The sequence below is a fragment of the Streptosporangium canum genome (genome assembly GCF_900113865.1).
Classification (GTDB): Bacteria; Actinomycetota; Actinomycetes; order Streptosporangiales; family Streptosporangiaceae; genus Streptosporangium; species Streptosporangium canum.
On the sequence record NZ_FOQY01000049.1, the window covers coordinates 16,253 to 38,644 of the forward strand.

Annotated in this window: 25 protein-coding genes; 17 read left to right on the forward strand and 8 right to left on the reverse strand. The window is 73.1% G+C overall.

Annotated elements, in window-relative coordinates:
* Positions 1 to 88: 88 nt before the first annotated feature.
* The 3 genes from BM085_RS39310 to BM085_RS39320 all read right to left on the reverse strand — a co-directional run bounded on the left by BM085_RS39310 (position 89) and on the right by BM085_RS39320 (position 1,759).
* A complete protein-coding gene (locus tag BM085_RS39310) occupies positions 89 to 472 on the reverse strand; it encodes a hypothetical protein (RefSeq protein WP_093891851.1) in 384 nt (127 codons plus the stop codon).
* 115 nt (positions 473 to 587) lie between these two features.
* On the reverse strand, positions 588 to 1,556 hold the full coding sequence (locus BM085_RS39315; RefSeq protein ID WP_093891852.1) for a glycosyltransferase: 969 nt from the start codon (positions 1,554 to 1,556) through the stop codon (positions 588 to 590).
* Positions 1,556 to 1,759 carry an HAD family hydrolase gene (locus BM085_RS39320; RefSeq protein WP_093891853.1) on the reverse strand — a complete coding sequence of 68 codons (204 nt, stop codon included), beginning with the start codon at positions 1,757 to 1,759 and terminating at the stop codon, positions 1,556 to 1,558. The genes BM085_RS39315 and BM085_RS39320 overlap by 1 nt, the downstream gene beginning before the upstream one ends.
* A gap of 264 nt (positions 1,760 to 2,023) precedes the next feature.
* On the opposite strand from BM085_RS39320, the gene BM085_RS39325 reads away from it, so the two are divergent.
* From BM085_RS39325 to BM085_RS39345, 6 genes are all read left to right on the forward strand, one after another.
* Positions 2,024 to 3,214, forward strand: a complete 1,191-nt coding sequence (locus BM085_RS39325) for a glycosyltransferase family 9 protein (RefSeq protein ID WP_093891854.1) — start codon at positions 2,024 to 2,026, stop codon at positions 3,212 to 3,214.
* Entirely contained in the window at positions 3,211 to 3,393 is a 183-nt protein-coding gene (locus tag BM085_RS45560) for a hypothetical protein (protein ID WP_218158959.1), read from the forward strand. The genes BM085_RS39325 and BM085_RS45560 overlap by 4 nt, the downstream gene beginning before the upstream one ends.
* 16 nt (positions 3,394 to 3,409) lie before the next feature.
* Positions 3,410 to 4,639, forward strand: coding sequence for a glycosyltransferase family 9 protein (locus BM085_RS39330; RefSeq protein WP_245789959.1), 1,230 nt, complete (start codon positions 3,410 to 3,412; stop codon positions 4,637 to 4,639).
* Entirely contained in the window at positions 4,636 to 5,607 is a 972-nt protein-coding gene (locus BM085_RS39335; protein ID WP_093891855.1) for a UDP-glucuronic acid decarboxylase family protein, read from the forward strand. The genes BM085_RS39330 and BM085_RS39335 overlap by 4 nt, the downstream gene beginning before the upstream one ends.
* 317 nt (positions 5,608 to 5,924) lie before the next feature.
* Positions 5,925 to 6,134: a hypothetical protein gene (locus tag BM085_RS45020; protein WP_177245499.1), complete on the forward strand. Its 210-nt coding sequence runs from the start codon at positions 5,925 to 5,927 to the stop codon at positions 6,132 to 6,134.
* The gene (locus BM085_RS39345) at positions 6,131 to 7,177 is read left to right on the forward strand and encodes a P1 family peptidase (RefSeq protein ID WP_093891857.1); all 1,047 of its coding nucleotides are present in this window, start codon (positions 6,131 to 6,133) and stop codon (positions 7,175 to 7,177) included. The genes BM085_RS45020 and BM085_RS39345 overlap by 4 nt, the downstream gene beginning before the upstream one ends.
* A gap of 86 nt (positions 7,178 to 7,263) precedes the next feature.
* Here BM085_RS39345 and BM085_RS39350 read toward each other — a convergent pair whose 3' ends face one another.
* On the reverse strand, positions 7,264 to 7,845 hold the full coding sequence (locus BM085_RS39350) for a TIGR03086 family metal-binding protein (RefSeq protein ID WP_093891858.1): 582 nt from the start codon (positions 7,843 to 7,845) through the stop codon (positions 7,264 to 7,266).
* A gap of 79 nt (positions 7,846 to 7,924) precedes the next feature.
* Between BM085_RS39350 and BM085_RS39355 the strand changes: the two genes are divergently transcribed.
* From BM085_RS39355 to BM085_RS39360, 3 genes are all read left to right on the forward strand, one after another.
* The gene (locus tag BM085_RS39355) at positions 7,925 to 8,362 is read left to right on the forward strand and encodes a MarR family winged helix-turn-helix transcriptional regulator (protein ID WP_218158960.1); all 438 of its coding nucleotides are present in this window, start codon (positions 7,925 to 7,927) and stop codon (positions 8,360 to 8,362) included.
* Between the two features lie 313 nt (positions 8,363 to 8,675).
* Entirely contained in the window at positions 8,676 to 8,987 is a 312-nt protein-coding gene (locus BM085_RS43905; RefSeq protein WP_143121281.1) for a hypothetical protein, read from the forward strand.
* Positions 8,963 to 9,379 carry a PIN domain-containing protein gene (locus BM085_RS39360; protein ID WP_093891859.1) on the forward strand — a complete coding sequence of 139 codons (417 nt, stop codon included), beginning with the start codon at positions 8,963 to 8,965 and terminating at the stop codon, positions 9,377 to 9,379. The genes BM085_RS43905 and BM085_RS39360 overlap by 25 nt, the downstream gene beginning before the upstream one ends.
* Positions 9,380 to 9,494: 115 nt before the next feature.
* Here the strand turns inward: BM085_RS39360 and BM085_RS39365 are convergent, their stop codons facing one another.
* Together BM085_RS39365 and BM085_RS39370 are read right to left on the reverse strand one after the other, a co-directional pair.
* The gene (locus BM085_RS39365) at positions 9,495 to 9,986 is read right to left on the reverse strand and encodes a GNAT family N-acetyltransferase (protein ID WP_093891880.1); all 492 of its coding nucleotides are present in this window, start codon (positions 9,984 to 9,986) and stop codon (positions 9,495 to 9,497) included.
* 105 nt (positions 9,987 to 10,091) lie between these two features.
* Entirely contained in the window at positions 10,092 to 11,273 is a 1,182-nt protein-coding gene (locus tag BM085_RS39370) for an ROK family protein (RefSeq protein WP_177245500.1), read from the reverse strand.
* Positions 11,274 to 11,886: 613 nt separating this feature from the next.
* Here BM085_RS39370 and BM085_RS39375 point away from each other — a divergent pair.
* Positions 11,887 to 12,720 carry an amidohydrolase family protein gene (locus tag BM085_RS39375; protein ID WP_093891861.1) on the forward strand — a complete coding sequence of 278 codons (834 nt, stop codon included), beginning with the start codon at positions 11,887 to 11,889 and terminating at the stop codon, positions 12,718 to 12,720.
* A gap of 157 nt (positions 12,721 to 12,877) precedes the next feature.
* On the opposite strand, the gene BM085_RS39380 is transcribed toward BM085_RS39375, so the two are convergent.
* Positions 12,878 to 13,522, reverse strand: coding sequence for a FadR/GntR family transcriptional regulator (locus BM085_RS39380; RefSeq protein WP_093891862.1), 645 nt, complete (start codon positions 13,520 to 13,522; stop codon positions 12,878 to 12,880).
* A gap of 35 nt (positions 13,523 to 13,557) precedes the next feature.
* Between BM085_RS39380 and BM085_RS39385 the strand changes: the two genes are divergently transcribed.
* From BM085_RS39385 to BM085_RS39415, 7 genes are read left to right on the forward strand one after another with little or no spacing between them, the layout of a single operon-like run.
* Entirely contained in the window at positions 13,558 to 14,916 is a 1,359-nt protein-coding gene (locus tag BM085_RS39385) for an ABC transporter substrate-binding protein (RefSeq protein WP_245789960.1), read from the forward strand.
* A 24-nt stretch (positions 14,917 to 14,940) separates the two neighbouring features.
* Entirely contained in the window at positions 14,941 to 15,891 is a 951-nt protein-coding gene (locus BM085_RS39390; protein ID WP_093891863.1) for an ABC transporter permease, read from the forward strand.
* Positions 15,892 to 15,893: 2 nt separating this feature from the next.
* Positions 15,894 to 17,471 carry a dipeptide/oligopeptide/nickel ABC transporter permease/ATP-binding protein gene (locus BM085_RS39395; protein ID WP_093891881.1) on the forward strand — a complete coding sequence of 526 codons (1,578 nt, stop codon included), beginning with the start codon at positions 15,894 to 15,896 and terminating at the stop codon, positions 17,469 to 17,471.
* Entirely contained in the window at positions 17,468 to 18,457 is a 990-nt protein-coding gene (locus BM085_RS39400) for an oligopeptide/dipeptide ABC transporter ATP-binding protein (RefSeq protein ID WP_177245501.1), read from the forward strand. The genes BM085_RS39395 and BM085_RS39400 overlap by 4 nt, the downstream gene beginning before the upstream one ends.
* A complete protein-coding gene (locus BM085_RS39405; RefSeq protein WP_093891864.1) occupies positions 18,454 to 19,383 on the forward strand; it encodes a dihydrodipicolinate synthase family protein in 930 nt (309 codons plus the stop codon). Before BM085_RS39400 ends, BM085_RS39405 begins: the two co-directional genes overlap by 4 nt.
* On the forward strand, positions 19,380 to 20,126 hold the full coding sequence (locus BM085_RS39410) for an ROK family protein (protein ID WP_093891865.1): 747 nt from the start codon (positions 19,380 to 19,382) through the stop codon (positions 20,124 to 20,126). The genes BM085_RS39405 and BM085_RS39410 overlap by 4 nt, the downstream gene beginning before the upstream one ends.
* Before the next feature lie 44 nt (positions 20,127 to 20,170).
* Positions 20,171 to 20,860, forward strand: coding sequence for an N-acetylmannosamine-6-phosphate 2-epimerase (locus BM085_RS39415; protein WP_093891866.1), 690 nt, complete (start codon positions 20,171 to 20,173; stop codon positions 20,858 to 20,860).
* 10 nt (positions 20,861 to 20,870) lie between these two features.
* Here the strand turns inward: BM085_RS39415 and BM085_RS39420 are convergent, their stop codons facing one another.
* On the reverse strand, positions 20,871 to 22,331 hold the full coding sequence (locus tag BM085_RS39420; protein ID WP_143121282.1) for a hypothetical protein: 1,461 nt from the start codon (positions 22,329 to 22,331) through the stop codon (positions 20,871 to 20,873).
* Between the last annotated feature and the right edge of the window lie 61 nt (positions 22,332 to 22,392).

The following is a 22,392-nucleotide window of genomic DNA, read 5'->3' on the forward strand; positions in this document are numbered from 1 at the left end:
CGACTAACGGCGCAGCAGGCCGATGGCGAAGATGTAGATCAGGCCGATCGCGACGACGGCGACGGTCGTGACGAACATGACGCGCATGTCAGGCCTCCACTTCGCATCTGTACGGCAGGTCGCCGCGGGGCCGGCAGCCGGCGCCGCGCACCAGCCAGCCCTGCGGGAACCTGTGGAGGAAGACGGTGTCCCGCGTGAGCCGGACCTGGGCCTCGTCACCCCAGACCTCGGCGTCGCGCACCTGGCCGCCGGGCAGGTCGAGGACGGTCTCGGCGCACGTCTGACCCCCCGTCCGTAGGCTCTCGGCCGCCTCCGGTGTCAGCAGCGAGCACGCCTGGTCGCCATGCCGGTCGTGCACCGCCGTGTAGAACCGCGTCACCGCCTGCTCGGCGGGCCCCCTGTCCGAGGACGCGCAACCGACCGGTCCCATCGCCAGCGCTCCCAGAACCACCAGCACGGTCGGAGTCTTCATCGGCCTCCTGTTCCCCGCTCCCAACAGAATTCACCCGGCCGCGGACGGGAAGAGGAGCCCCGCCGGCGGGGCTCCTGGCTGTGGCGGGCCGCGCCGGTGGGACACCGCCGGCGCGTCAGCCTCCGGAGCCTCCGGCGCTCTGGGCGAGCACGCGATCCCAGTCGGACAGGAAGCGCCCGAGGCCGTAGCGCGAGAGCGCGGCGGCGCGTGCGGCCTTCCCCGCCTGCCGGGCCCGGGCCGGGTCGTCGACGAAGGTCCGCAGCGCGGCGGTGAGGGTGGTGAGGCGGGTCGAGATCACCCCCGCCTCCGGCGGCACCGCCTCGACGGCCTCCGTGGTGGCCAGCGCCACGACGGGCATGCCCAGCAGCATGGCCTCGATCAGGGAGAGCCCGAGCGAGGTCCACCGATAGGGGTGCAGGTAGACGCGCCGCCGGGCGAGCTCGGCGTGCATCGCCCGCTGGGGCAGGTCCTCGAAGGTCCCGAACGGGAAGCGGAGCCGGTGCGGCAGGCCGGTGACCTTCATGCCGAAGACGTCGAGCGGGGCGGCGGAGCCGAACCTCGGCAGCAGGTCGGTTCCGGCGACCCGCTCGCGCCGGATCGGCTCGTCGACCACGACGCCGGCCCTGGGGAGCTCACCCGTGTAGCGGTGGCCGGGGTCGACGACGCCGTGCTCGACCACCTGGGTGGGCGCCCTGCCGGAGTCCCAGAACAGGTCGTTGAAGTGGGTCACGTGGATCAGCGGGATGTCGCCGCGTCCGGCCATCGGGTGCCGGGTGCCGGGGGCGTTCCCGGCCGGGGCGTTGTGCTCGACGTAGACGGCGGGCACGTCCCGGCCGGGGCGGCGGCCCAGCCAGCGCCGGACGAGATCCAGCTCCTGGGGGCGCTGCAGGACGACCAGGTCGACATCCTCGCCGCGGAGCCGGTTCCACGGGACCTCGCGCACGGTGGCGGGCCAGAGGTAGGTCCGGGCCCGGCCGCGTCCGTCGGGGCCCCGGCCGGGGACGAGGGGCACGAGATAGTCGTGGGCGCCGTGGACGAAGGACGTCGTCCAGGACCCGTGCACATGCCAGAGCAGGATTCTCATCAGCGGGCTCCGGCGTCCGGCCGGGTCCGGCTCCCGGTGCGGGCGGCCACGCCGAATGCCGCCGCCCGGCGGGTCCGGTCCGGCGCGCGGCGGGTTCCGGGCGCGGGTTCCACCCGGCCGGGATCGCGGTCGCGGGGGACGTTCACGATCAGCGTGCCGTCCCGGTCGAAAAGGACGGCGGCTGGATTGTCGCGGCTCGGCACGGGCGCCTCCGGGTGTCTCTCGTCAACGGGCCGGGTGCTCGGCGGGTGGGAGGGACAGCCCCCGAAAAACTACAGAGAGTGATATCTGGCGATATTCAGGTCTCTTACCAGGACTTTTCCCCATGTCGTCGTTTGAGAACCGCTCCTTTCGGTAGTTAACCAGTTACACACGGGAGGCGAATCCATGAGATTTCTCGGGATAAACGCGATCTTCCATGACCCGGCGGCGGTGCTCGTGGTCGACGGGGAACTGCGGGTCCGGAGATGATCGGCACCGTCCTCGTCGCCCGGCCGGGCAACGCGGGTGACGTCCTGCTGGCCGGGCCCGCCGTCCGCGCGGTCGCCGCGGGGGCCAGGGAGGTCGTGCTGCTGGCCGGGCCGCAGGGCCGTGCGGCGGCCGAGCTGCTGCCCGGCGTGTCCAGGGTGGTGGAGTGGCGGACGCCGTGGATCGACGCCAACCCGCCGCCGATGACCGGCCCGCACGCCCTGCGGCTGCTGAGGGCCGTTCAGGAGGTGGCACCCGAGCTGGCGCTGATCCTCACCTCCTTCCGCCAGTCGCCGCTGCCGCTGGCCCTGCTGCTGAGGCTGGCCGGGACGCCGAAGACCGCGGCCATCTGCGCCGACCACCCCGGCTCGCTGCTCGACGTGTGCCGCGTCGTCGACGAGGAGCTGGACGTGCCGGAGGCCGAGCGCATGCTCGGACTGGCCGGGGCCGCGGGGTTCGAGCTGCCGCCCGGCGACAGGGGAGCGCTCGCCGTACGGCGGCCGCTGCCCGAGGTGGGGCACCTGACGGGGCCGCCCGGCTACGTGGTCGTGCACCCCGGGGTCTCCGCTCAGGCCAGGGCGTGGCCGGCGGAGAGCTGGACGAGGGCGGTCCACGACCTCGTCCGCGCGGGCTGGCGGGTCGTGGTGACCGGAGGCTCGGGCGAGCGCGCGCTCACCGCGCGGGTGGCCGGCGCGAGAAGGTCCGGCCTCTCCGGCCGGCCCGCCGTACCAGAGGGCTGGGAGGGTAGGGCGCCGGCCTCGGGCCTCGTGGAGGAGACGCGCCTCCTGCGCGGGGCCGTCCAGGAGACGTGTTCCATACCGGGGTCGGAGAGGGGAGGCGGGCCCGTCTGGGAATCCGTCACGGATCTGGGCGGAAGGACGACTTTCGCCGAGCTGGCGGCGGTGCTCGCCGGGGCGAGCGTGGTGGTCGTGGCCAACACCGGCCCCGCCCATCTCGCGGCGGCGGTCGGCACACCTGTGGTCAGCCTCTTCGCCCCCGTGGTCCCGGCCGCCCGCTGGGCGCCGTACGGCGTGCCGAGCGCGGTGCTGGGCGATCAGAACGCCGCCTGCCGGGGCAGCCGGGCCAGGGTGTGCCCGACCGCCGGCCATCCCTGCCTGTCGTCCGTGCCGAGCACCGACGTCGTCGAGGCCGTCAACCGCCTGGCGTTCACGAAGGAGGCCGTCCGTTGAGGACCGTCTTGACATCGAAGCAGGCGAGTCCCCTCGCCGCGGGCGTCCGGCCGCCGGCCGCCGACGTCAACCCGCCCGAGGACGTGGCCGCGACCGTCGTGTTCGCCCTCGGCCGGCCGGTGGGCTGCGAGATCGGGGAGCTGGTCGTCTGCCCCGCCACGGAGACGTCATGGCCGTGACGAGCCGGAACCCGGCGTGACCGCGGGCGGACGGACGGCGGCCGGAGGGCCGCCGGTGATGGTGGTGCTGCGCGGGCTCGGCCTCGGTGACCTGCTCACCGCGGTCCCGGCGCTGCGGGCGCTGCGCCGCGCCCATCCCGGTCACCGGATCGTGCTGGCCGCGCCCGCCTCTCTGGCGCCCCTGGTGCCGCTGATCGGCGCGGTGGACGGACTGCTCGACGTGTCGGGGCCGGGACCGGTCCCGCTCGGCGTGGCCCCCGACATCGCGGTCAACCTGCACGGCAGGGGTCCGCAGAGCCTCGCCGCGCTGCGCCGTACCGGCCCGGGACGGCTGCTCACCCACGCTCATCCCGACTTCCCGGAGGTGCCGGGGCCGCCCTGGCGGGGGGACGCGCACGAGGTCCGGCGCTGGTGCGACCTGCTCGGCTGGTACGGCGTCGCGGCCGATCCGGGCGATCTGGAGCTGGAGGTCCCTCCGGGCTGGGAGCCGCCGCCCGTCGCCCGCCTGTGGGCGGCCGGCCCGGCGCCGGAGCCCGTCTCCGCATCGGAGCCCGAGCCGGCCGCCGTCGACTCCGGGGCGGCCGGTCCGGGATCGGAGGGCTTCCCGCCCGGCGCGGGTCCGGGGCCGTATGCCTCTCCGCCCGATCGGCCCGATCGGCCCGATCGGCCCGATCCGCCCGATCGGCCCGCGCCGGCCGCGTGCCGGGCCCCGGCCGGTCGCGGGGCGGCCCGTCCGGGACCGAGGGTTCCCCGGTCCAGGCGGCCCGCGCCGGTCGTCCTCCATCCGGGGGCCGCCGCCCCGGCCAGGCGCTGGCCGCCGGAGCGGTTCGCGCTGGTCTCCCTCGCGCTGCGGCAGGCCGGGCACGAGGTGGTGATCACGGGGAGCGCCGGGGAGCGGGTGCTCGCCGAGCAGGTGGCCTCCCTCGCCTGCCTGCCGGAGGCGTGCGTGCTCGCCGGGCGCACCGGCCTGCGCGACCTGGTCGCCCTGGTGGCCCGGGCCCGGCTGGTCGTCTGCGGCGACACCGGAGTGGCCCATCTCGCGAGCGCGCTCGCCACCCCCTCGGTGGTGCTGTTCGGGCCCGTCTCACCCGCCCTGTGGGGACCACCCCACGGTCCGCACGTGGCCCTGTGGGCGGGGCGCTCCGGCGACCCCCACGGTGACCTGCCCGATGAGGGCCTGCTGGAAATCGGCGTCCTGGAAGTCCTCGACGCCGCCGTCAATCTGCTGGAGGTAGGCGTCCGATGAACACGCGATGGGTGGTGGTGACCGGCGGAGCCGGCTTCCTGGGGTCGTACCTGTGTGAACGCCTCCTCGCCGAGGGGGCCGGGGTGGTCTGCATGGACAACTTCCTGACCGGCTCCCCCCGCAACGTCGAGCACCTGATCGGCCGGGCCGCGTTCCGGCTGGTCGAGTGCGACCTCACCGGCTTCGTCCACGTGCCCGGCGACGTGGACCTGGTGCTCCACTTCGCCTCGGCGGCCTCGCCCGCCGACTACCTGCGCCATCCGATAGAGACGCTCAAGGTGGGCAGCCTCGGCACGCTGCACGCGCTCGGGCTGGCCAGGGAGAAGGACGCCCGGTTCGTCCTGGCCTCCACCAGCGAGGTGTACGGCGACCCGCTGGAGCACCCGCAGCGGGAGAGTTACTGGGGCAACGTCAACCCGGTGGGGCCGCGGAGCGTGTACGACGAGGCCAAGCGTTTCGCCGAGTCGCTGACCACGGCCTACCGCAACTCCCACCGGGCCGACACCGCGATCGTGCGGATCTTCAACACCTACGGGCCGAGGATGCGGCCCCACGACGGCCGGGCCATCCCCACCTTCATCCGCCAGGCCCTGCACGGCGAGCCGATCACCGTGACCGGTGACGGCGGGCAGACCCGCTCCATCTGTTACGTGGACGACACGATCGAGGGGATCCTCGCCCTGACCGACAGCGGGTTCGAGGGACCGGTCAACATCGGCAACCCGGCGGAGCTGACCATGCTCACCCTCGCCGAGACGATCCGCGATCTGACCGGCTCGGACTCGCCGATCCACTTCATCGACCGTCCCGCCGAGGACCCGGAGGTCCGCCGCCCCGACACCTCGCTGGCCGCCTCCCGCCTGGGCTGGACGCCGAAGGTGGACGTCGTCGACGGGCTGAGCCGTACCATCTCCTGGTTCGCCGAAGAGCTTCAGGGCCGCCGTGAAAGCGCCGAATCGAGCAGGTGAACCAGTGTCCGCAGACGCGTCGGAACCGTTCGGCAGGCCGGTCGGGTGGACTCGCTCTCACACGTGACGGTGGTGGTGGTCACCCGGAACCGCCGCCGTGACCTGGAACGCTCGCTACCGCGCCACGAGTGCCCCGTCATCCTGCTCGACAACGGTTCCACGGACGGCAGGCCCTGGTCCGGCGGCGGTTCCCGCACATCCCGAAGTGGACGGCGCCGGGATCCCCCCTGGTTAGTGAATCGTGCCCCGAGGGCGGACAATCGGCTCCGGCGTTCCGACAGACCGGGACGTCGGAGACGGACTGATGAGGAGAGACCGTGCCGGCCACATCCCCCCGGCCACCGCGTGCCGACGCGCGACACGACCGCGATCGGCCGCTCGATCCGTTGACGGAGGGCCTGCGCCGCCACGCCGCCGCCACGCCGGAGGCGCCGGCCCTGCGCCGCCGCGCCGCCGCCACGCCGGAGGCACCGGCCGCGCCGCGTGCGCGCGACGCCTTCCCGGCGAGCAGGGAAGGCGACCGATGAGCCTGACGGGGCGCGGTCACCGGGCGCGCGACCTCGGGATCGTGATCGGCGAGCATGAGCCGGGCGAGCACAACGCCATCACCGACGTGCCCGGCGTACGTGTCGGGCACTGCACCGTCCTGCGGGAGCCCGCCATCCGCACCGGCGTGACCGCGATCGTCCCCGGCGACGTCGGCCCGCACGCGCCGTTGCCGGCGGGCATGTTCGCCGGCAACGGGCACGGCAAGCTGGTCGGCGCCACCCAGCTGGCCGAGCTCGGGCTGATCGAGGCGCCCGTCGTGCTCACCGCGACGCTGTCGGCGTTCCGGGCGGCCGACGCGGTGGTGAGCTGGATGCTGGCGCGGCCGGACTGCGCGGACGTGCGGACCTTCAACCCGGTCGTGGGGGAGTGCAACGACGGCTACCTGTCGGACATCCGCGCCCGTCCGCTCGGCGAGGCGCAGGTGCTGGCGGCCATCGACGGCGCGGCGCCGGGGCCGGTGCCGGAGGGATGCGTCGGAGCGGGAACCGGCACCGGCGCCCTGGGATTCAAGGCGGGCGTCGGCACGGCCTCCCGGGTGCTCGACCTGGCGGACGGGCCGGTCACCCTCGGCGCGCTGGTGCAGGCGAACTTCGGCGGCACGCTGCGCGTCCTCGGCTCCACGGTCACGCCGGCCTCCCTGGGGCTGGCCGAGCCCGCTGCCCCGGACGTGGGATCGTGCATGGTCGTCCTGGCGACCGACGCGCCTCTCGACTCCCGCCGGCTCACCCGCCTGGCACGGCGTGCGGTGTTCGCGCTGGGACGGGTCGGCGCCTCCTACAGCCACGGCAGCGGGGACTACGGCATCGCCTTCTCGGTCCGGACGGACGGCGCGCCGCTGCCGGACACGACGTTGAGCCCGCTGTTCGAGGCGGCGCTCGACGTCGTCGAGGAGGCCGTCCTGAACTCGCTGTTCACCGCGACGACCATGACGGGTGTGGACGGGCGCACCCTGCACGCGATACCGCTGCCCCGCCTCATGAAACTCCTGGGCCGGAGCGGGCCGCCTCTCCCGGGAGACTGAAGGCCGCGCCCTCCGAGGCCGGCGCCCCTCCGGCGGACGCCGTCCCGCCCGGAGGGGCGTCCGGCCTCCCGGTGACGAGGGCCGCTCTAGGCGGGGGAGCGGCCGAGCATGGCGAGGATCCGGTCGAAGCGGTCCGCGTCCTCGGCGATGACCAGGCCGGGCTGGAACGCGGCACCCGGCCTGCGACGTCGTCCGTCGTCCGGGACGGCCCGGGCGATCGGCCAGGCGGCCTCCACCAGCTCCGGCTCCGCCGTGAACGCGACGCCGAGCGACTGGGCGACGTCCCAGCCGTGCACCAGGTAGTCGATGAAGTGAAAGCCGATGGCCTGTGCCGCGGGGAACGTCAGGTCTTTGCCGAACTCGGGCAGCGCGAACTCGCGATCCAGCACGCCGTCCTGCGCGAACGCGGTCGTCACGCGTTCGGCGGCCGCGGCGTAGGCCGAGAGGGCGTCGTCACCCGCCGGCTCCACCCGCCACGCCGCCAGGTCGGCTCCGGCCCCCTCCGCCGCGGCGGCGAAACCATGGTGCTGGGCGGTCATGTGGGCGAGCAGATCGGCCAGCGTCCAGCCCGCGCACGGCGTGGGCCGGCCGAGGTCCTCGGCCGCCGCCTTGGCGACCAGGTCCACGCTCGCGCGCACCGCACGCCTGTCCAGTTCCCGGATGTCCATGAACGACCTCTCGTATTGATAAGCTCATGCCTATCATCTGCATCCGCATATCATCTGTCAATGCGTATAGTGGGATGCCGTGACCGATCGTCCCGACCTCGCCGCGATGATCAGCCCGCTGAGCCGGGCGCTCATCGACGCCGAGCTGCCCGTACTGCACGAGCACGGCCTGTCGATGTGGGCCTACTCGGTCCTGCTCGCGCTGGACGAACGGCCGTTGCGGACCCAGGCCGCGCTCGCGGAGGCCATCGGCGCGGACAAGACCCGCATCATCGGATACCTCGACGACCTTCAGCGCAAAGGCCTCATCGAGCGGACCCCCGACCCCGCCGACCGGCGCGTCCGCGTCCTGTCGTTGACCGCCGAAGGCCGCCGCGTACGCGACTCCGCGCAGGCGGGCATCCGGCGCAAGGAAGAACGCCTGCTGGCACGCCTCTCCCCCGAGGACCGGCGCGGTTTCCTGCGTGCGCTGCGGACGCTCGCCGCCCTGCCCCCCGAAGAGATCGCAGGCGCCTGACCACGTAGTCCCGCGATCCATCCCAGCCGTGTGGACCCCGCGGCAGAGCTCGCCGCCTGAGCTCCGTGATGACCGGCCACGGAAACCCGTCATCACCTGGCGTCTCTCGCGGGTTGCCGCGGCAACTTCGGGAGGCGCGGCGTCACAGGGGTCACTGCGGCGTCGGCGGGACCAACGTCAAGCCAGGTGACCCGTCCGAGTGGGCCGCCTGTCAGACGGGGCTGGTTCCCCTGCGGAACGGAAGCTCGACCACTCGACCTGTCGGTGGGTGAACTTCCGAGCTATTTACTACTTCGAGTAGTAAACTAGTCGCATGAGTGCACCTGAGCGGGAGTTCGCCCCGGGGGCCGGTCCGGCGGCCAAGGTCAGTGTCTCCTTGCGTGCGGGGAACATCCAGGCGGTCAGGGAACGCGTTGGAGCGCGCGGGTTCTCCGCCTATGTCGATGCCGCGGTTGAACGTCAGATCGAGCGGGATCTCCTGGAGGAGGCGCTTCAGGCTAATGAGGCTGCCCGTGGGCCGATTCCGCAGGGATTGCGGGATGAGGCGGCGGAGCTGTTTCGGAGCGTGAAGTCCGCACCCGAGCTTCAGGAAGAGGGCGGATGGCACGCGCACGAAGCAAGCTGAGCGCGGGCACCGTGGTCCTCGACTGCGAAGGTCTCGTCAGGTGGTGCGAGGCCGATCAGAGGGTGACCGCGATCGTGCGGGGAGCTCAGGACAACGACTTCCGGGTCGTCGTCAGCGCGATGACGCCGATTGAGGCTCAGGACGTCCGGGTGAAGAGCGATCGCCTCAGATGGCATCTGTCCCGGCTGAAGGTCGAGCCGGTGACCGAGGATATCTGCGCGCGGGCGATCGAGCTTCTGCGTGATGCCCGGCTGCATGGTCACAAGTACGCCATTGATGCCGTGGTGGCTGCTACTGCCCTGCGTGCGGTCAGGCCGGTGATCGTCATCACCTCCGATGAGGACGACATGTACAAGCTCTGTGGGAAAACCGTCAAGGTTGTCGGAGTCTGAGGCTCACCGGCCACTTGGCGATGCACGGTGGCCGGCACCGGAGTCGCGTGCCCAGTCCGCCTGACCTCCGGCGATGCGCGGACCTGGGGTGAGTTTTCCAGGTGTCCACATACAGCTACTCGGAGTGCCAGACGACCTCGCCGTCCATCCGGGCATCGGTCGGGACGAGACCGAGGCGGCGGGCCAGGGCCGAGGAGGCGGTGTGGTCGGGGTGGATCGTCGCGACGATGTCGGTGACGCCGTGCTCCCTGAGCCAGGACAGGAGGGCGAGCGCGGCCTCGCCGGCGATCCCCCTGCCCTGCCAGGGGGTGCCGACGACCCAGGCCACGGACGCCCGGCCGGCGGCCACGGTGGCCTGGACGTAGCCGACCAGGCGGTCCGGGCCCTCCAGGCGGATCACCCAGTTGAGCCAGGCGTCGTCACCGCCGGGCGGCGGCCCGGCGACCATGCGGGTGTAGCGGTCGCGCAACTGCTCGGCGGTCGCGGGGGAGCCCCCGATGAAGGTGTGCAGGGCCGGGTCGGAGAGCGCCTCGGCCATCTCGGCGGCGTGCTCCACCGCCAGCGGTTCGAGCGTGAGCCGGGGGGTCCAGATCGGTCCGATGTTCATCGTCATAGCGTCCCATGGTCGGCTTTCACGGTCATGGTGTTCCGTGGCCGGTTTCCACGGCTACGGCGTTCCATGACCGGTCTCCACGCCCATGACGTCCCGTGATCAGTCGCGGGTGACGGACTGGTCGACGGTGCCGGGGGCCAGGACGTGTTCGATGACCATGACGGCCGCGCCGATCACCCCGGCCCGGTCGCCGAGCTCGCTGGCGGTGATCGTCAGGTGCTGGGTGGCGAGGGGCAGCGAGCGGCTGTAGATGACCTCGCGGAGACCGGCGAGTATCTGCTCGCCGGCCTCGGCGATGTCGCCGCCGACCACGATCACCGAGGGGTTGAAGAAGTTGACGATCGAGGCGAGGACGTCGCCGATCTCGCGGCCCGCCTGGCGGATGAGCTGGACGGCCTGGGTGTTGCCGCCGCGCACCAGGCGGACCACGTCGCGGCTGTCGGCGGCCTCCACGCCGTCGGCGGACAGGCGGGCGGACATGGCCGCGCCGCTGGCGACGGCCTCCAGGCAGCCGAGGTTGCCGCAGCGGCAGACGATGTCGGTTGCCGAGGCCACCTGGATGTGGCCGATGTCGCCGGCCGCGCCCTGGGCGCCCCGGTGCAGGTGGCGGTCGCTGATGATGCCGCAGCCGATGCCCGTGCCGATCTTGACGAAGATGAGGTGGTCGGCCTCGGGGCGGGCGGCCCAGTGCTCGCCCAGCGCCATGATGTTGACGTCGTTGTCGACGAGCACGGGTGCGCCGAAGCGCTCGCCGAGCCACTCGGGGACGGGGAAACCGTCCCAGCCCGGCATTATCGGCGGATTGACCGGCCGTCCCGAGCTGTGCTCGACCGGGCCGGGCAGACCGACGCCGATGCCGCAGATCTGGTCGCGGGTGTGGCCGGTCTCGGCGAGCATCTCCTCGAAGGTGTGCTGGAGCCAGGTGAGCGTCTCGACGGGACCGCGGTCCACCGGCACCTCGTCCGCGCGCTCGGCGAGCACCTCGGTGCCCAGGTCGGTGATCGCCAACCGGGCGTGGGTGGCTCCGAGGTCGGCGGCGAGGGCGATGCGGGCGCCGCGGTTGAAGGTGAAGGCGACGGCGGGACGGCCTCCGGAGGAGATGGCCTCCTCGGTCGGGACGATCCACCGCTGGCTCAGCAGCGCGTCGAGCCGCTGCCCGAGGGTGGACCGTGCCAGTCCGGTCAGTTGCACCAACTCGGCCCGGGTCCGGGCCTGACCGTCGCGCAGGATCTTCAGAAGCGCCCCCGCGCCGGCGATTGAACCGTTCGCTTCGCTCAGCATGCGCACAGTCAACACTCCTCGTTTCCACCGCGTCAAAGCGACTTACGCCCGTTCACTACTTCATTATGCCTAGATATCGCTTATTTTTGCTTGATCATCGCCATAAGCGCTTCTGGGTCTCGGAAGCATGGAGGAGATCGGACCGCTACCGCCGCCTCGGTCCGGTGGTCGCCGGCGGGGACCCGGGACGGGATCGTCGGCTGGGGCGTGGAAACTCGCGTGAACGGGGCCGGAGGTGAACCGCCGAGCAACAGCGTCGCGGCCGTGCGCAGAGCCGCACGGTCGGGATGGCTGGAATCCCCCGGATTCATCCGTGGGGGGCGCTTCAACGGACGGTAATCAGGGTGGACGGATGCCTTTGTCCTCTCTGGAAAGACCGCCGAAGTTCTCTCCGGTTAGCGTGGAATCGCAGGTCATGCGCCGTGCCGACGTCGTCCGTGGCACCGGTGTGGCGCCCTGCCGCTCAGGTGCCGCCCGGGGCCCTGCCGACTTGACAACCGGTGGCCTGCGGTCGCGCTCTGAGATCCGATCAATGTGCCGGAAATCCCGGTCGTGACTTGTCGGGTGCCACGCGGTTCGGTTGAATGGTCGGACCAATCGCCTCGGGAGAGCCATGATCGACGCGCATCACCACGTCTGGGACCTGTCCGTGCGGGACCAGGAGTGGATCACCGGCCCGGAGATGGCCTCGCTGCGGAGGGACTTCGGCGTCGAGGACCTGCCGGCGGCCGCCTCCGGGGTGACGGCCACGGTGCTCGTGCAGACGATCGCCGTTCCGGAGGAGACCCCGGAGTTCCTGGCCCTGGCAGAGGCGCACGACCTGATCGCGGCGGTGGTCGGCTGGACCGACCTGACCGCGCCCTCGGCGGCCGACGACCTCGACGCGCTGCGGGCCGTGCCGGGCGGCCGCTACCTGCGCGGCATCCGGCACCAGGTGCAGGGCGAGGCCGACCCGCGCTGGCTCTGCCGGGACGACGTGCGGCGCGGCCTCGCGGCGGTCGGACGGGCCGGGCTCGTCTACGAGCTGCTCACCCTCCCGCACCAGCTCCCCGCCGCGATCGAGACCGCGGCCGCGCTGCCCGATCTCGCCTTCGTGCTCGACCACTGCTCCAAGCCGCCGGTCGCCTCGGGGGTGCTGGAGCCGTGGGCCACGCTGGTCCGCGAGCTGGCCGCGCGTCCGAACGTCACGTGCAAGCTGTCCGGCCTCCTCACCGAGGCGGACTGGGGCGGCTGGGCGGCTGCGGACCTGCGGCCCTACGTCGACGTGGTGCTGGAGGCCTTCGGGCCGGAGCGGGTCATGTTCGGCTCCGACTGGCCGGTCTGCCTGCTCGCCGCGCCGTACGACCGCGTGCTGGAGACCACCCGCTCGCTCACCGCGCACCTGTCGGAGGCCGAGCGCGAGGAGGTGTTCGGCGGGGTGGCCGCCCGCGTCTACGGCATCGCCTGACCCGCCCGCGCGACTTGGGCCCGCCGGCGTGTACGGGGTGCCACCCGGACTGCCCAGCCCGGCGGACTGCCCAGCCCGGTCCGGCCTGCCCAGCCCGGTCCGGCCTGCCCAGCCCGGTCCGGCCTGCCCGGTGTGTACGGCCCGCCCGGCCGGCTGATCAGCGTCCGGGCCCCTCCTGGAGACGTCGGCGGACCGGGGCGTAGTGGGCCTCGACGGCCCGGGTGAACGCGGCGACGTCTCCGGCGGAGACCGCCGCGACGATCGCGTGGTGCGCCTCGACGGTCTCCCGCACCGACTCGGGGCTGGTGTCCAGCGTGTGGGCGACGATGGCGTGGACGTCCCAGAACGCGGCGGTGAGCTGGGTGATCAGCTCGTTGCCCAGCGGTTCCATGAGCAGCAGGTGGAACTCGCGGTCCTGCTCGATGAAGGACTCGCCTCGGGCCGCGCGCTCGGCCATCTGGTCGGCGAGGTCGAGCAGCTCGCCGTGGAGACCGTCGTCGAAGGCGGCGAGGATGGGGCCGGCGAGTCCCTGCTCTATCGTCTGGCGGACCTGGACCAGCTCGGAGAGCACCCGGAAGTCGTCGGACCGGCTGAGCAGCCCCCGGAAGGTCAGGCTCTCGACGAGCGCGGCGAGTGACAGCCGTCCGACGTAGGTGCCGTGCCCGTGGCGTACCTCGACGATGTCGAGGGCGGTGAGGGTCTTGATCGCCTCGCGGACGCTGGAGCGGCTGGCTCCCACGGCGGCGCACAGCTCCGCCTCGGTGGGCAGGGGATCACCGGGTCCCAGGCGGTTCTGCAGGATGTACTGCCTCCGGCGCGACGCCGGTCGCCGCCAACATGCACGTCTTCGAGGCGCTGTTCGACCTCGACCCGGCGACCCGCGAGTCCTACGCCGCGCTCGCCGCGCGCGACCTGGAGAAGGCGGACGACACGACCTACAAGGTCGCGCTCCGCGACGGCGCGACCTTCCACGACGGCTCCGCCGTGACGGCCGACGACGTGGTCTTCAGCTTCCAGCGCGTGATGGACCCGGCCAACGCCTCGCTCATGGTGCAGTTCATCCCGTTCGTCGAGAGCGTCACCGCGGCCGACGCCAAGACCGTCGAGATCAAGCTCAAGTACGCCTTCCCGCTGCTCAAGGAGCGGCTCGCGGTCGTCAAGATCGTGCCCAAGGCCCTCGTCGAGAAGGACAAGACCGCCTTCGACGCCAAGCCCGTCGGGTCCGGCCCCTACAGGCTGGTCGAGGCGACCAAGGAAGACAAGATCGTCTTCGAGCGGTGGGACAAGTACAACGGCACCCGCCCGGCCAAGGTCAAGAACATGGTCTGGCGGCTGCTGTCCGACCCCTCGGCCCGCGTCACCGCGCTGGAGTCGGGCCGGGTGGCGGCGATCGAGGACGTCCCCTACATCGACGTGCAGAAGGTCGGCCAGAAGCACAAGCTTGAGGCCGCGCAGTCCTTCGGCCTGCTCTTCCTCATGTTCAACTGCGCCGAGAAGCCCTTCGACGACAGGCGCGTGCGCCAGGCGCTGCACTACGCCATCGACACCGACAAGGTGATCCGGACGGCGATGCTCGGCAACGCCGCCGCGGCCACGGGTTACGTGCAGGAGACCCATCCGGCCTACGCCAAGGCGTCGACCGTCTACGGATACGACCCCGACAAGGCCAAGGCGCTGCTGAAGGAGGCCGGCGTCTCCGGCCTGAACGTCACCATGGTGACCACCGACGCCGGCTGGGTGAAGGACTCCGTCCCGGTCATCAAGGAGGGCTGGGACGCCATCGGCGTGACCACCACCCTCGACATCGGCCAGTCCGGGGGGCAGTACACCAACAAGGTCGACCCCGGCAAGTTCCAGATCCTGGTGGCGCCCGGCGACCCGTCGGTCTTCGGGAACGACATGGACCTGCTGCTCCGCTGGTTCTTCGACGGCCTCTGGCCGCAGAAGCGGTTCCGCTGGGACGGCACCAAGGAGGCGGCCGAGGTCCTGGGGCTGCTCGACAAGGCGGCGAAGACCGGCGACGCGGCCGAGCAGAAGAAGCTGTGGGCCGAGGCGGTCGACATCGTCGCCGAGGAGGCGCCGCTCTACCCGATCCTGCACCGCAAGCTGCCCACCGCCTGGAACGACAAGAAGCTGACCGGCTTCAGGCCCATCCCCACGACGGGCCTGTCGTTCTTCGACGTCGGCCTCGCCTGATCCCTCCGCGACGAGAAAGACACCATGTTCGCGTTCCTACGACTGGCCGCGAGACGGCTGGTGACCCTGCCGCTCATGCTCGCCGGGGTCACCCTGCTCGTCTTCGTCGTCCTCCAGTTCTCGCCCAACGACCCGGCGTACAACGCCCTCGGTGAAAGCGCGAGCGAGCAGGCGCGCGCGGCCTACGCGGCGGCTCACGGGCTGGACGACCCGCTGCCGGTGCGCTACGTGCGGTTCCTGGGGCAGCTCGTCCAGGGTGACCTGGGGTACACCGCCCCGCCCGCCGCGCCGGTGGTCGACCGCATCGTCACGGCCTTCCCGCTGACCATGCAGCTCACCCTGCTGGCCCTCGTGCTCGCGGTCGTCCTCGCCCTCGGTCTCGGCACCGTCGGCGCCCTCTACCGCGACCGCTGGCCGGACCAGGTGACCCGCCTGGTCTCCATCGCGGGCGTGGCGGTGCCGTCGTTCTGGCTGGGGATCCTGCTCATCCAGGAGTTCGCGCTCGGCGTCGAGCTGTTCCCGACCGGCGGCTACGTCAACCCCGCCGACTCCCTCACCGGGTGGCTGCGCTCGCTCGCGCTGCCGGCGATCGCGACCGCCGTGCCCGTGGCGGCCTCGCTGGCGCGGCTGGTGCGCACCTCGATGGTCGAGGAGATGGACCGCGACTACGTCCGCACCGCCACCGGCAACGGCCTGCCCCGGTCGCTCGTCATCCGCGGCGCGCTGCGCAACGCGCTCATCACCCCGCTGACCGTGCTCGGCCTCCGGGTGGGCTACCTGCTGAGCGGCGCCGTGGTCATCGAGACGATCTTCGACCTGCCCGGCATGGGCAAGCTCATCCTCGACGGCGTCACCAACGGTGACGTCGCCCTGGTCCAGGGGTCGGTGCTGACGATCGCGGTGTCGTTCCTCGTGGTGAACCTCATCGTCGACCTGCTCTATCTCCTCGTCAATCCGCGGATCCGGGTGGTGTGACCATGTTCCGACCGCAACTCGTCTCCCGGCTCACCCGCCCGGGCCTCCGCTTCTCCCGGCTGTCGCCGGTCACGATCGTCTCCCTGGCCGTCCTCGCGGTGGTGGGGCTGCTCGCCCTCCTCGCCCCGCTCGTCGCGGGAGACCCGCTGGCGACCGGCGTCCCGGCCACCCCGCCCGGCGCCGAGCACTGGTTCGGCACCGACCGCGCCGGCCGCGACGTCTTCGCCCGGGTCGCCCACGGCGCGCGATCCTCGCTCCTCGTCGGCCTGGGCGCCACCGCGGTGGCGGTGCTCGCCGGCGCGGTGCTCGGCAGCCTCGCGGCCACCTCCCGCAAGCTCGTCGGGGAGGGCATCATGCGCGTCCTCGACGTGATCATGGCCTTCCCGCCCATCGCGCTCGCCGCGGTGCTGGTGGCGGTCTTCGGCCGCGACCTCATGCTGCTGACCCTGACCATCTCCTTCCTGTACGTGCCGCATCTGACCCGCGTGGTGCGGGCCAACGTCCTGGCGCAGTACGGCGAGGTCGACGCCGCGCTCGCCCGGCTCGCCGCCGTGGTGGCCGGGCGCGAACCCCGGGTCGCGCCGCTGCCGGACACGGCGAAGACACTGCTGTCGGTCCAGGACCTCACGATCCGCTTCCCCCAGCGCTACGGCGACGTCCCGGTCGTGCAGTCGCTCTCCTTCGACGTGCGCACCGGCGAGGCGCTCGGCCTGGTCGGGGAGTCCGGCTGCGGCAAGAGCCTGACCAGCCTGGCGATCATGGGCCTGCTGCTGCGCGGCGCGCAGGTCAGCGGCCGGATCGAGTACGGCGGGCGGGACATCCTCGCGCTCCCGCCCCGGCAGCGGCGGGCGATCTCCGGCCCGGAGATCGCCATGGTCTACCAGGACGCCATGTCGTCGCTGAACCCGTCGGTCCTCGTCGGCACCCAGCTACGGCAGCTGACCCGCCGGGGCGGCACGCGGACGCCGGAGGAACTGCTCGAACTCGTGGGCCTGGATCCGCGACGGACCCTGCGCAGCTACCCGCACGAGCTCTCCGGCGGCCAGCGCCAGCGGGTGCTGATCGCGATGGCGCTCTCGCGGAGCCCGCGCCTGCTCGTCGCCGACGAGCCCACGACGGCGCTCGACGTGACCGTGCAGGCCCAGGTGGTCGAGCTGCTCAGCCGGCTCAGGGACGAGCTCGGCTTCGCCATGGTGCTCGTCTCCCACGACCTCGGCCTGGTCGGCGAGCTCGTGCACCGGGTGGCGGTGATGTACGCGGGCCAGCTCGCGGAGGTCGGCACGGCCCCGCGGCTCTTCTCCGGGGTACGGCACCACTACGCCCGCGGCCTGCTCGGCTCCGTGCTCTCCCTGGAGGCCGGGGCGGAACGGTTGCACCAGGTGCCCGGAGTGGTGCCGGCGCCGCAGGACTTCGGTCCGGGCTGCCGGTTCGCCGGCCGGTGCGCGGCCGCCACCGAGCTGTGCCGCACGTCCCGGCCGGAGCTCGACGGCGACTCGCACGACCACGCCCACGCCTGTTTCCATCCGGGTTCCCAGCCGGGCGCCGTCCACGGCGCCGTCCGTGAAGGAGGACAGCTTTGAACGGACCGGTCGTCAGCCTCGAACGGGTGCACGTCGTGCACACCGCGCGCAGCGGCGGGATGTTCAGCCGGGACAAGGTCCACGCCCTCACCGACGCCACCGTGTCCGTCGGGCGGGGGGAGATCCTCGGCGTCGTCGGGGAGTCCGGCTGCGGCAAGTCCACGCTGGCCAAGGTGGTGGTCGGCCTTCAGCCGCCCACCTCGGGGACGGTGCGTTTCCGCGGTGACGACCTGTGGTCCATGCCGGCGAAGGCACGGCGCGAGACCTTCGGCACCTCCGTCGGCATGGTGTTCCAGGACGCCTCCACCGCCCTCAACCCGCGGCTGCCGGTCCGGCGGATCCTGCGCGACCCGCTGGACATCCACCGGCGCGGCACCGTACGGCAGCGCGAGGAGCGCGTGCGCGACCTGCTCGACCTGGTCGGGCTGCCCGGTCACACCGCCGACGCGCTGCCCGGCCGCCTCTCCGGCGGCCAGCGCCAGCGGGTCGCCGTGGCCCGGGCCCTGGCGCTCGAACCCCAGGTGATCGTCGCCGACGAGCCCACCAGCGCCCTCGACGTCTCGGTCCGCGCCCAGGTGCTCAACCTGCTGGTCGACCTGCGCGCGAGCCTGGGGCTGGGCCTCGTCTTCATCTCCCACGACATCCAGACCGTCCGCTACCTCGCCGACCGGATCGCGGTCATGTACCTCGGCCGCGTGGTCGAGGAGGGCCCGGCCGCCGAGGTGGCGGGCGAGGCCCGCCATCCCTACACACGTGCGCTGTTCTCGGCCACCCCGAGCCTGCTCGACGGAGCCGAGCGGATCGTGCTGACCGGCCCGGTGCCGTCGGCGACCCGCCCGCCGTCGGGCTGCCCGTTCCGCACCCGTTGCTGGAAGGCCACAGACGAGTGCTCGGCGCAGTTCCCGCCGAGCACGCCGGCAGGCCGGGAGAGCGGGCACTCCTGGCACTGCGTCCATCCCGAACCCCTCCTGAGGAGCATTCCGTGAGTCCCCGAGAGCCCCGCTTCAGCGGCGTCGTCCCTCCGCTCGTCACCCCCCTGACGCCGGACGGAGAGGTCGACGCGCCGTCGCTGGAGCGGCTGGTCGAGTTCCTGGTCGAGGCCGGCGTCACCGGCCTGTTCGCGCTGGGCAGCTCCGGCGAGGCCGCCTTCCTCACCGACGCCCGGCGCGACAGGGCGCTGGAGGTCGTGGTGCGGGCGGCCGCGGGCCGGGTCCCCGTGCTCGCGGGATGCATCGAGACGACGACCGCCCGCGTGATCGAGAGGGCCGAGGTCGCCGCCAAGCTCGGCGCCGACGCGACCGTGGTGACCGCGCCCTTCTACACCCGCATCCACCCGCTGGAGGTCGACCGCCACTTCCGGGCGGTCCGGGCCGCGGTCGACCTGCCGATGTTCGCCTACGACGTGCCGGTGTCGGTGCACACCAAGCTCGCCGTCGACCAGGTGCTGGCGCTGGCCGCCGACGGGGTCATCGACGGCCTCAAGGACTCCAGCGGCGACGACGTCGGCTTCCGCCAGGTGGTGCTCGGCGCCGCCGGCCTGCCGGGCTTCTCGGCGCTGACCGGCCACGAGGTCGTCGTCGACGCGATGATGCTCGCCGGGGCGGACGGCGCGGTGCCGGGTCTGGGCAACGTCGACCCGCACGGCTACGTGCGCCTGGTCCGGGCCTGCGCCGAGGGCCGCTGGGCGGACGCCAAGGCCGAGCAGGACCGGCTGACCCGGCTGTTCCGCATCGTCGACGCCGCCTCCCCGAAGACCGCGGGCGGCAGCACGAGGGGGGGCGGCGCGTTCAAGACGGCGCTCGCCCTGCGCGGTGTCATCGCGAGCTCGGCCGTCTCGCCGCCCATGCGCGAGCTGACCGCCGACGAGACCCGTGTCGTGGCCTCCCACCTGGACGAGGCCGGTCTCCTGTGACCCTGGTCGTCGGCGTGGACATCGGCGGGACGAAGACCTCCGCCGGGCTGGTCGACTCCTCCGGCACCCTGCTGGCCGTACGGACGCTGCCGACCCCGGCGGCGCAGGGGCCGGCAGCGGTTCTGGACACCGCCGCCGGCCTGGTCGCCGAGGTCGCGTCGGGGGCGGGGGGCGTCACGGCGGTGGGCGTCGGCAGCGCGGGGGTGGTGGACCCGCGGCGCGGTGTGATCGTCTCGGCCACCGGCGCCATCGCCGGATGGGCGGGCACCGACCTGCGCGGCGAGGTGTCCCGCAGGCTCGGCCTGCCGGTCACGGTCGGCAACGACGTGCACGCGCACGCGCTCGGCGAGCAGTGGCGTGGCGCCGCCGCCGGCTACGCCGACGTGCTGCTGGTGGCCGTGGGCACCGGGATCGGCGCCTCCGTCGTCCTCGGCGGGCGGGTGCTGCGCGGCGCGCACTCCGTGGCCGGTCACGCCGGTCACGTGCCCGCCGCGGCGGCGGCCGGACGGCCCTGCCCGTGCGGTGGGCACGGGCACGTCGAGGCGGTCGCCTCCGGCCCCGCCCTGCTCGCGGAGTACCGCGCCCGCGCCGCGGCCGCAGTGTCGGGACTGGCCGATGTCGCCCGTCTCGCCGCGCAGGGCGATCGGATCGCCGTCTCCGTCCTGGCCGGGGGAGCGGCCGCGCTCGGCGGCGACGCCGCCCTGCTCGGCGCCGCCCGGATGGCCCTGGAGGTGGCCGGATGAGCCCCGCTGGACAGCCCGGTCCGGACGCCGGCCGAGGTGGTGCCGTGAACGCGCTGCTCGCCGCGGTGCGGGGCCGGGCCATCGTGTCCTGCCAGGCCTACCCCGGTGAGCCGATGCGTGACGCCGACACGATGTGCCGCGTGGCTCAGGCGGCCGCGGCCGGTGGGGCGGCGGGCATCCGCGCCCAGGGGCCGGAGGACCTGCGCCGGATACGGGCCGCGCTGGACCTCCCCCTCATCGGCCTGTGGAAGGACGGCGCGGACGACGTCTTCATCACCCCGACGATCGAGCACGCCTTCGAGGTCGCCGCGGCCGGTGCCGACATCGTGGCACTCGACGGCACCGGCCGCCCCCGTCCCGACGGCCGAACCCTCGCGCAGACCGTCCGGGCGGTGCACGAGCACACCGGCAGGCTCGTCATGGCCGACGTCTCCACCTACGACGAGGGCGTCGCCGCGGCCGACGCGGGAGCCGACCTCGTGGGGACGACGCTCGCCGGCTACACGCCGTACTCGCGCGGCGGCCCCGGACCGGACCTCGACCTGGTCGGCAGGCTCTCCCGCGACCTGCCCGTCCCGGTGATCGCCGAAGGTCGCATCCACACCACCGAGCAGGCCGCCGAGGCGATCCGGCGGGGAGCGCACGCGGTCGTCGTCGGCACCGCCATCACCCACCCGACGAGCATCACCCGCTGGTTCGCGCGGGCGATCGGCGACGCCTGCCCGCCCGGGTGACCGGCCGTGGCTACGGGGCCGGTCGGGTACCCCCGTCCGCCGGGCCGGCCGGTCGCCCGGCCCGCCTGAAGAAGGCGGCCACCGCGTAGGGGTCGACGGGGTCGGTGAGCAGGGCGAGCATCTCGTCCCTGCGCGCCGGGTCCACCTTGAACGGGTGGCCGAACACGTGCGGGCCCTCCCCGTCGCCCAGCAGTCTGGTCAGCATCAGGTCGCCGGGCAGGGCCTGCCGGGGGAGGAGCTCGTCGGTCAGCGTCACCGGGCCCTTCCCGCCGTCCGTCACGTCGCGCAGGGTGATCTCTCCGGCGACGTCGAGGACCTCCCACAGGCGCAGCGGCGTCCTGCGCCAGGACTCCAGCAGCTCCGCCTCGTCGTCGCGCAGCCACTCGCTCCGCGCGTCCAGGAACTCGCCGACGACGTCGTTCTCGAACAGCGCCAGGTCGGCGAGGGCGGGCTCGGCCACCCGGATGCTCAGCGCGACCAGGTCGTCGATCAGCCGCCTGCGGGCCGGGCGGTAGCCGTAGGCGAGCAGCTGCCGGAACAGGTGCGCGGCCCGCGCCGGCAGCGGATCGGCCGGGTTGGTACGGCACGCGGCGTATTCGGCCGCGTCCTGCTCGGCCGGGGCCAGCCCCGGGGCGAGGGAGAGCACCTCGTCGATGAGCCCGGACGCCTCGAACGAGCGGCCCTCGCCCTCGGCCGACCTGGCGATCAGCAGCAGCGCGGCCGGTTCGGTGCGGGGGAGCGCCTCGATCAGGGCGGGGCCGAGCGGCTCGCGCTCCACCTCGTCGGCGATCCTGGCGAGGACCGCCTCCGAGCGCGACAGGTAGGTGATCGCCTTGGACAGGTCGCCGCCCTCGTCGTAGGTGCGCAGCGCGCTGCGGACCAGGGCCAGCCTGATGACGTCCAGCGGGGCCAGGTCGACGACCGACTCGGTGTCCCACGGAGCGCCCACGATGCCGGCCCGGCCGCCCCGCAGCTCCAGCGAGGCCTCGCGCAGCAGCGGGGCCAGCGGCGGGAGCGGATCGGCGAAGGTCTCGGGGGCCTTCATCAGCAGGTCGAGGACCACCACGTCGATCGGGACGCCGGGGGCGGGCTCCAGCCCCTCGGCGAAGGCCCGCAGGGCGTCCAGTGCCTGCTCGCCGAACTCCTGGACGACCCGGATCGCCCGCTCCGCGGGGAAATCGGTCAGGTCCGCGATCGACAGCTCCAGCGCGCCCCCGCGCAGCCGCAGCGCGACCACGTCCTCCGGCTCCACCCCCGCCAGCCAGCCGCCGGGTCCCGTCAGGGACGGCTCGCCCGCCTCGACCACGGTGCGCACCAGGCCGCCACCGGCAAGGGGGATCCCGTCGCCGTCGGCCAGCCGCGCCCACAGCCGCAGGTCGTCGACGGCCGCCAGCGCACCGGCCGTCAGCTCGGCCCGGGTGACCAGGTGCGTCAGCACCGCGCCCTCGCTCAACCTCAGAAGCTCGCTCATCTGTCCATTGTTCTTGACATCCGGACACGACGGCGCCGCCGCCCCTCCGGGAGGAGGGACG

Excerpts from the sequence above, each read along its gene's own strand:
- BM085_RS39310 (WP_093891851.1), bottom strand. The coding sequence starts at position 472 with ATGAAGACTCCGACCGTGCTGGTGGTTCTGGGAGCGCTGGCGATGGGA.
- BM085_RS39315 (WP_093891852.1), bottom strand. The coding sequence starts at position 1,556 with ATGAGAATCCTGCTCTGGCATGTGCACGGGTCCTGGACGACGTCCTTC.
- BM085_RS39325 (WP_093891854.1), top strand. The coding sequence starts at position 2,024 with ATGATCGGCACCGTCCTCGTCGCCCGGCCGGGCAACGCGGGTGACGTC.
- BM085_RS39335 (WP_093891855.1), top strand. The coding sequence starts at position 4,636 with ATGAACACGCGATGGGTGGTGGTGACCGGCGGAGCCGGCTTCCTGGGG.
- BM085_RS39345 (WP_093891857.1), top strand. The coding sequence starts at position 6,131 with ATGAGCCTGACGGGGCGCGGTCACCGGGCGCGCGACCTCGGGATCGTG.
- BM085_RS39350 (WP_093891858.1), bottom strand. The coding sequence starts at position 7,845 with ATGGACATCCGGGAACTGGACAGGCGTGCGGTGCGCGCGAGCGTGGAC.
- BM085_RS43905 (WP_143121281.1), top strand. The coding sequence starts at position 8,676 with ATGAGTGCACCTGAGCGGGAGTTCGCCCCGGGGGCCGGTCCGGCGGCC.
- BM085_RS39360 (WP_093891859.1), top strand. The coding sequence starts at position 8,963 with ATGGCACGCGCACGAAGCAAGCTGAGCGCGGGCACCGTGGTCCTCGAC.
- BM085_RS39365 (WP_093891880.1), bottom strand. The coding sequence starts at position 9,986 with ATGAACATCGGACCGATCTGGACCCCCCGGCTCACGCTCGAACCGCTG.
- BM085_RS39370 (WP_177245500.1), bottom strand. The coding sequence starts at position 11,273 with ATGCTGAGCGAAGCGAACGGTTCAATCGCCGGCGCGGGGGCGCTTCTG.
- BM085_RS39375 (WP_093891861.1), top strand. The coding sequence starts at position 11,887 with ATGATCGACGCGCATCACCACGTCTGGGACCTGTCCGTGCGGGACCAG.
- BM085_RS39385 (WP_245789960.1), top strand. The coding sequence starts at position 13,558 with ATGCACGTCTTCGAGGCGCTGTTCGACCTCGACCCGGCGACCCGCGAG.
- BM085_RS39390 (WP_093891863.1), top strand. The coding sequence starts at position 14,941 with ATGTTCGCGTTCCTACGACTGGCCGCGAGACGGCTGGTGACCCTGCCG.
- BM085_RS39395 (WP_093891881.1), top strand. The coding sequence starts at position 15,894 with ATGTTCCGACCGCAACTCGTCTCCCGGCTCACCCGCCCGGGCCTCCGC.
- BM085_RS39420 (WP_143121282.1), bottom strand. The coding sequence starts at position 22,331 with ATGAGCGAGCTTCTGAGGTTGAGCGAGGGCGCGGTGCTGACGCACCTG.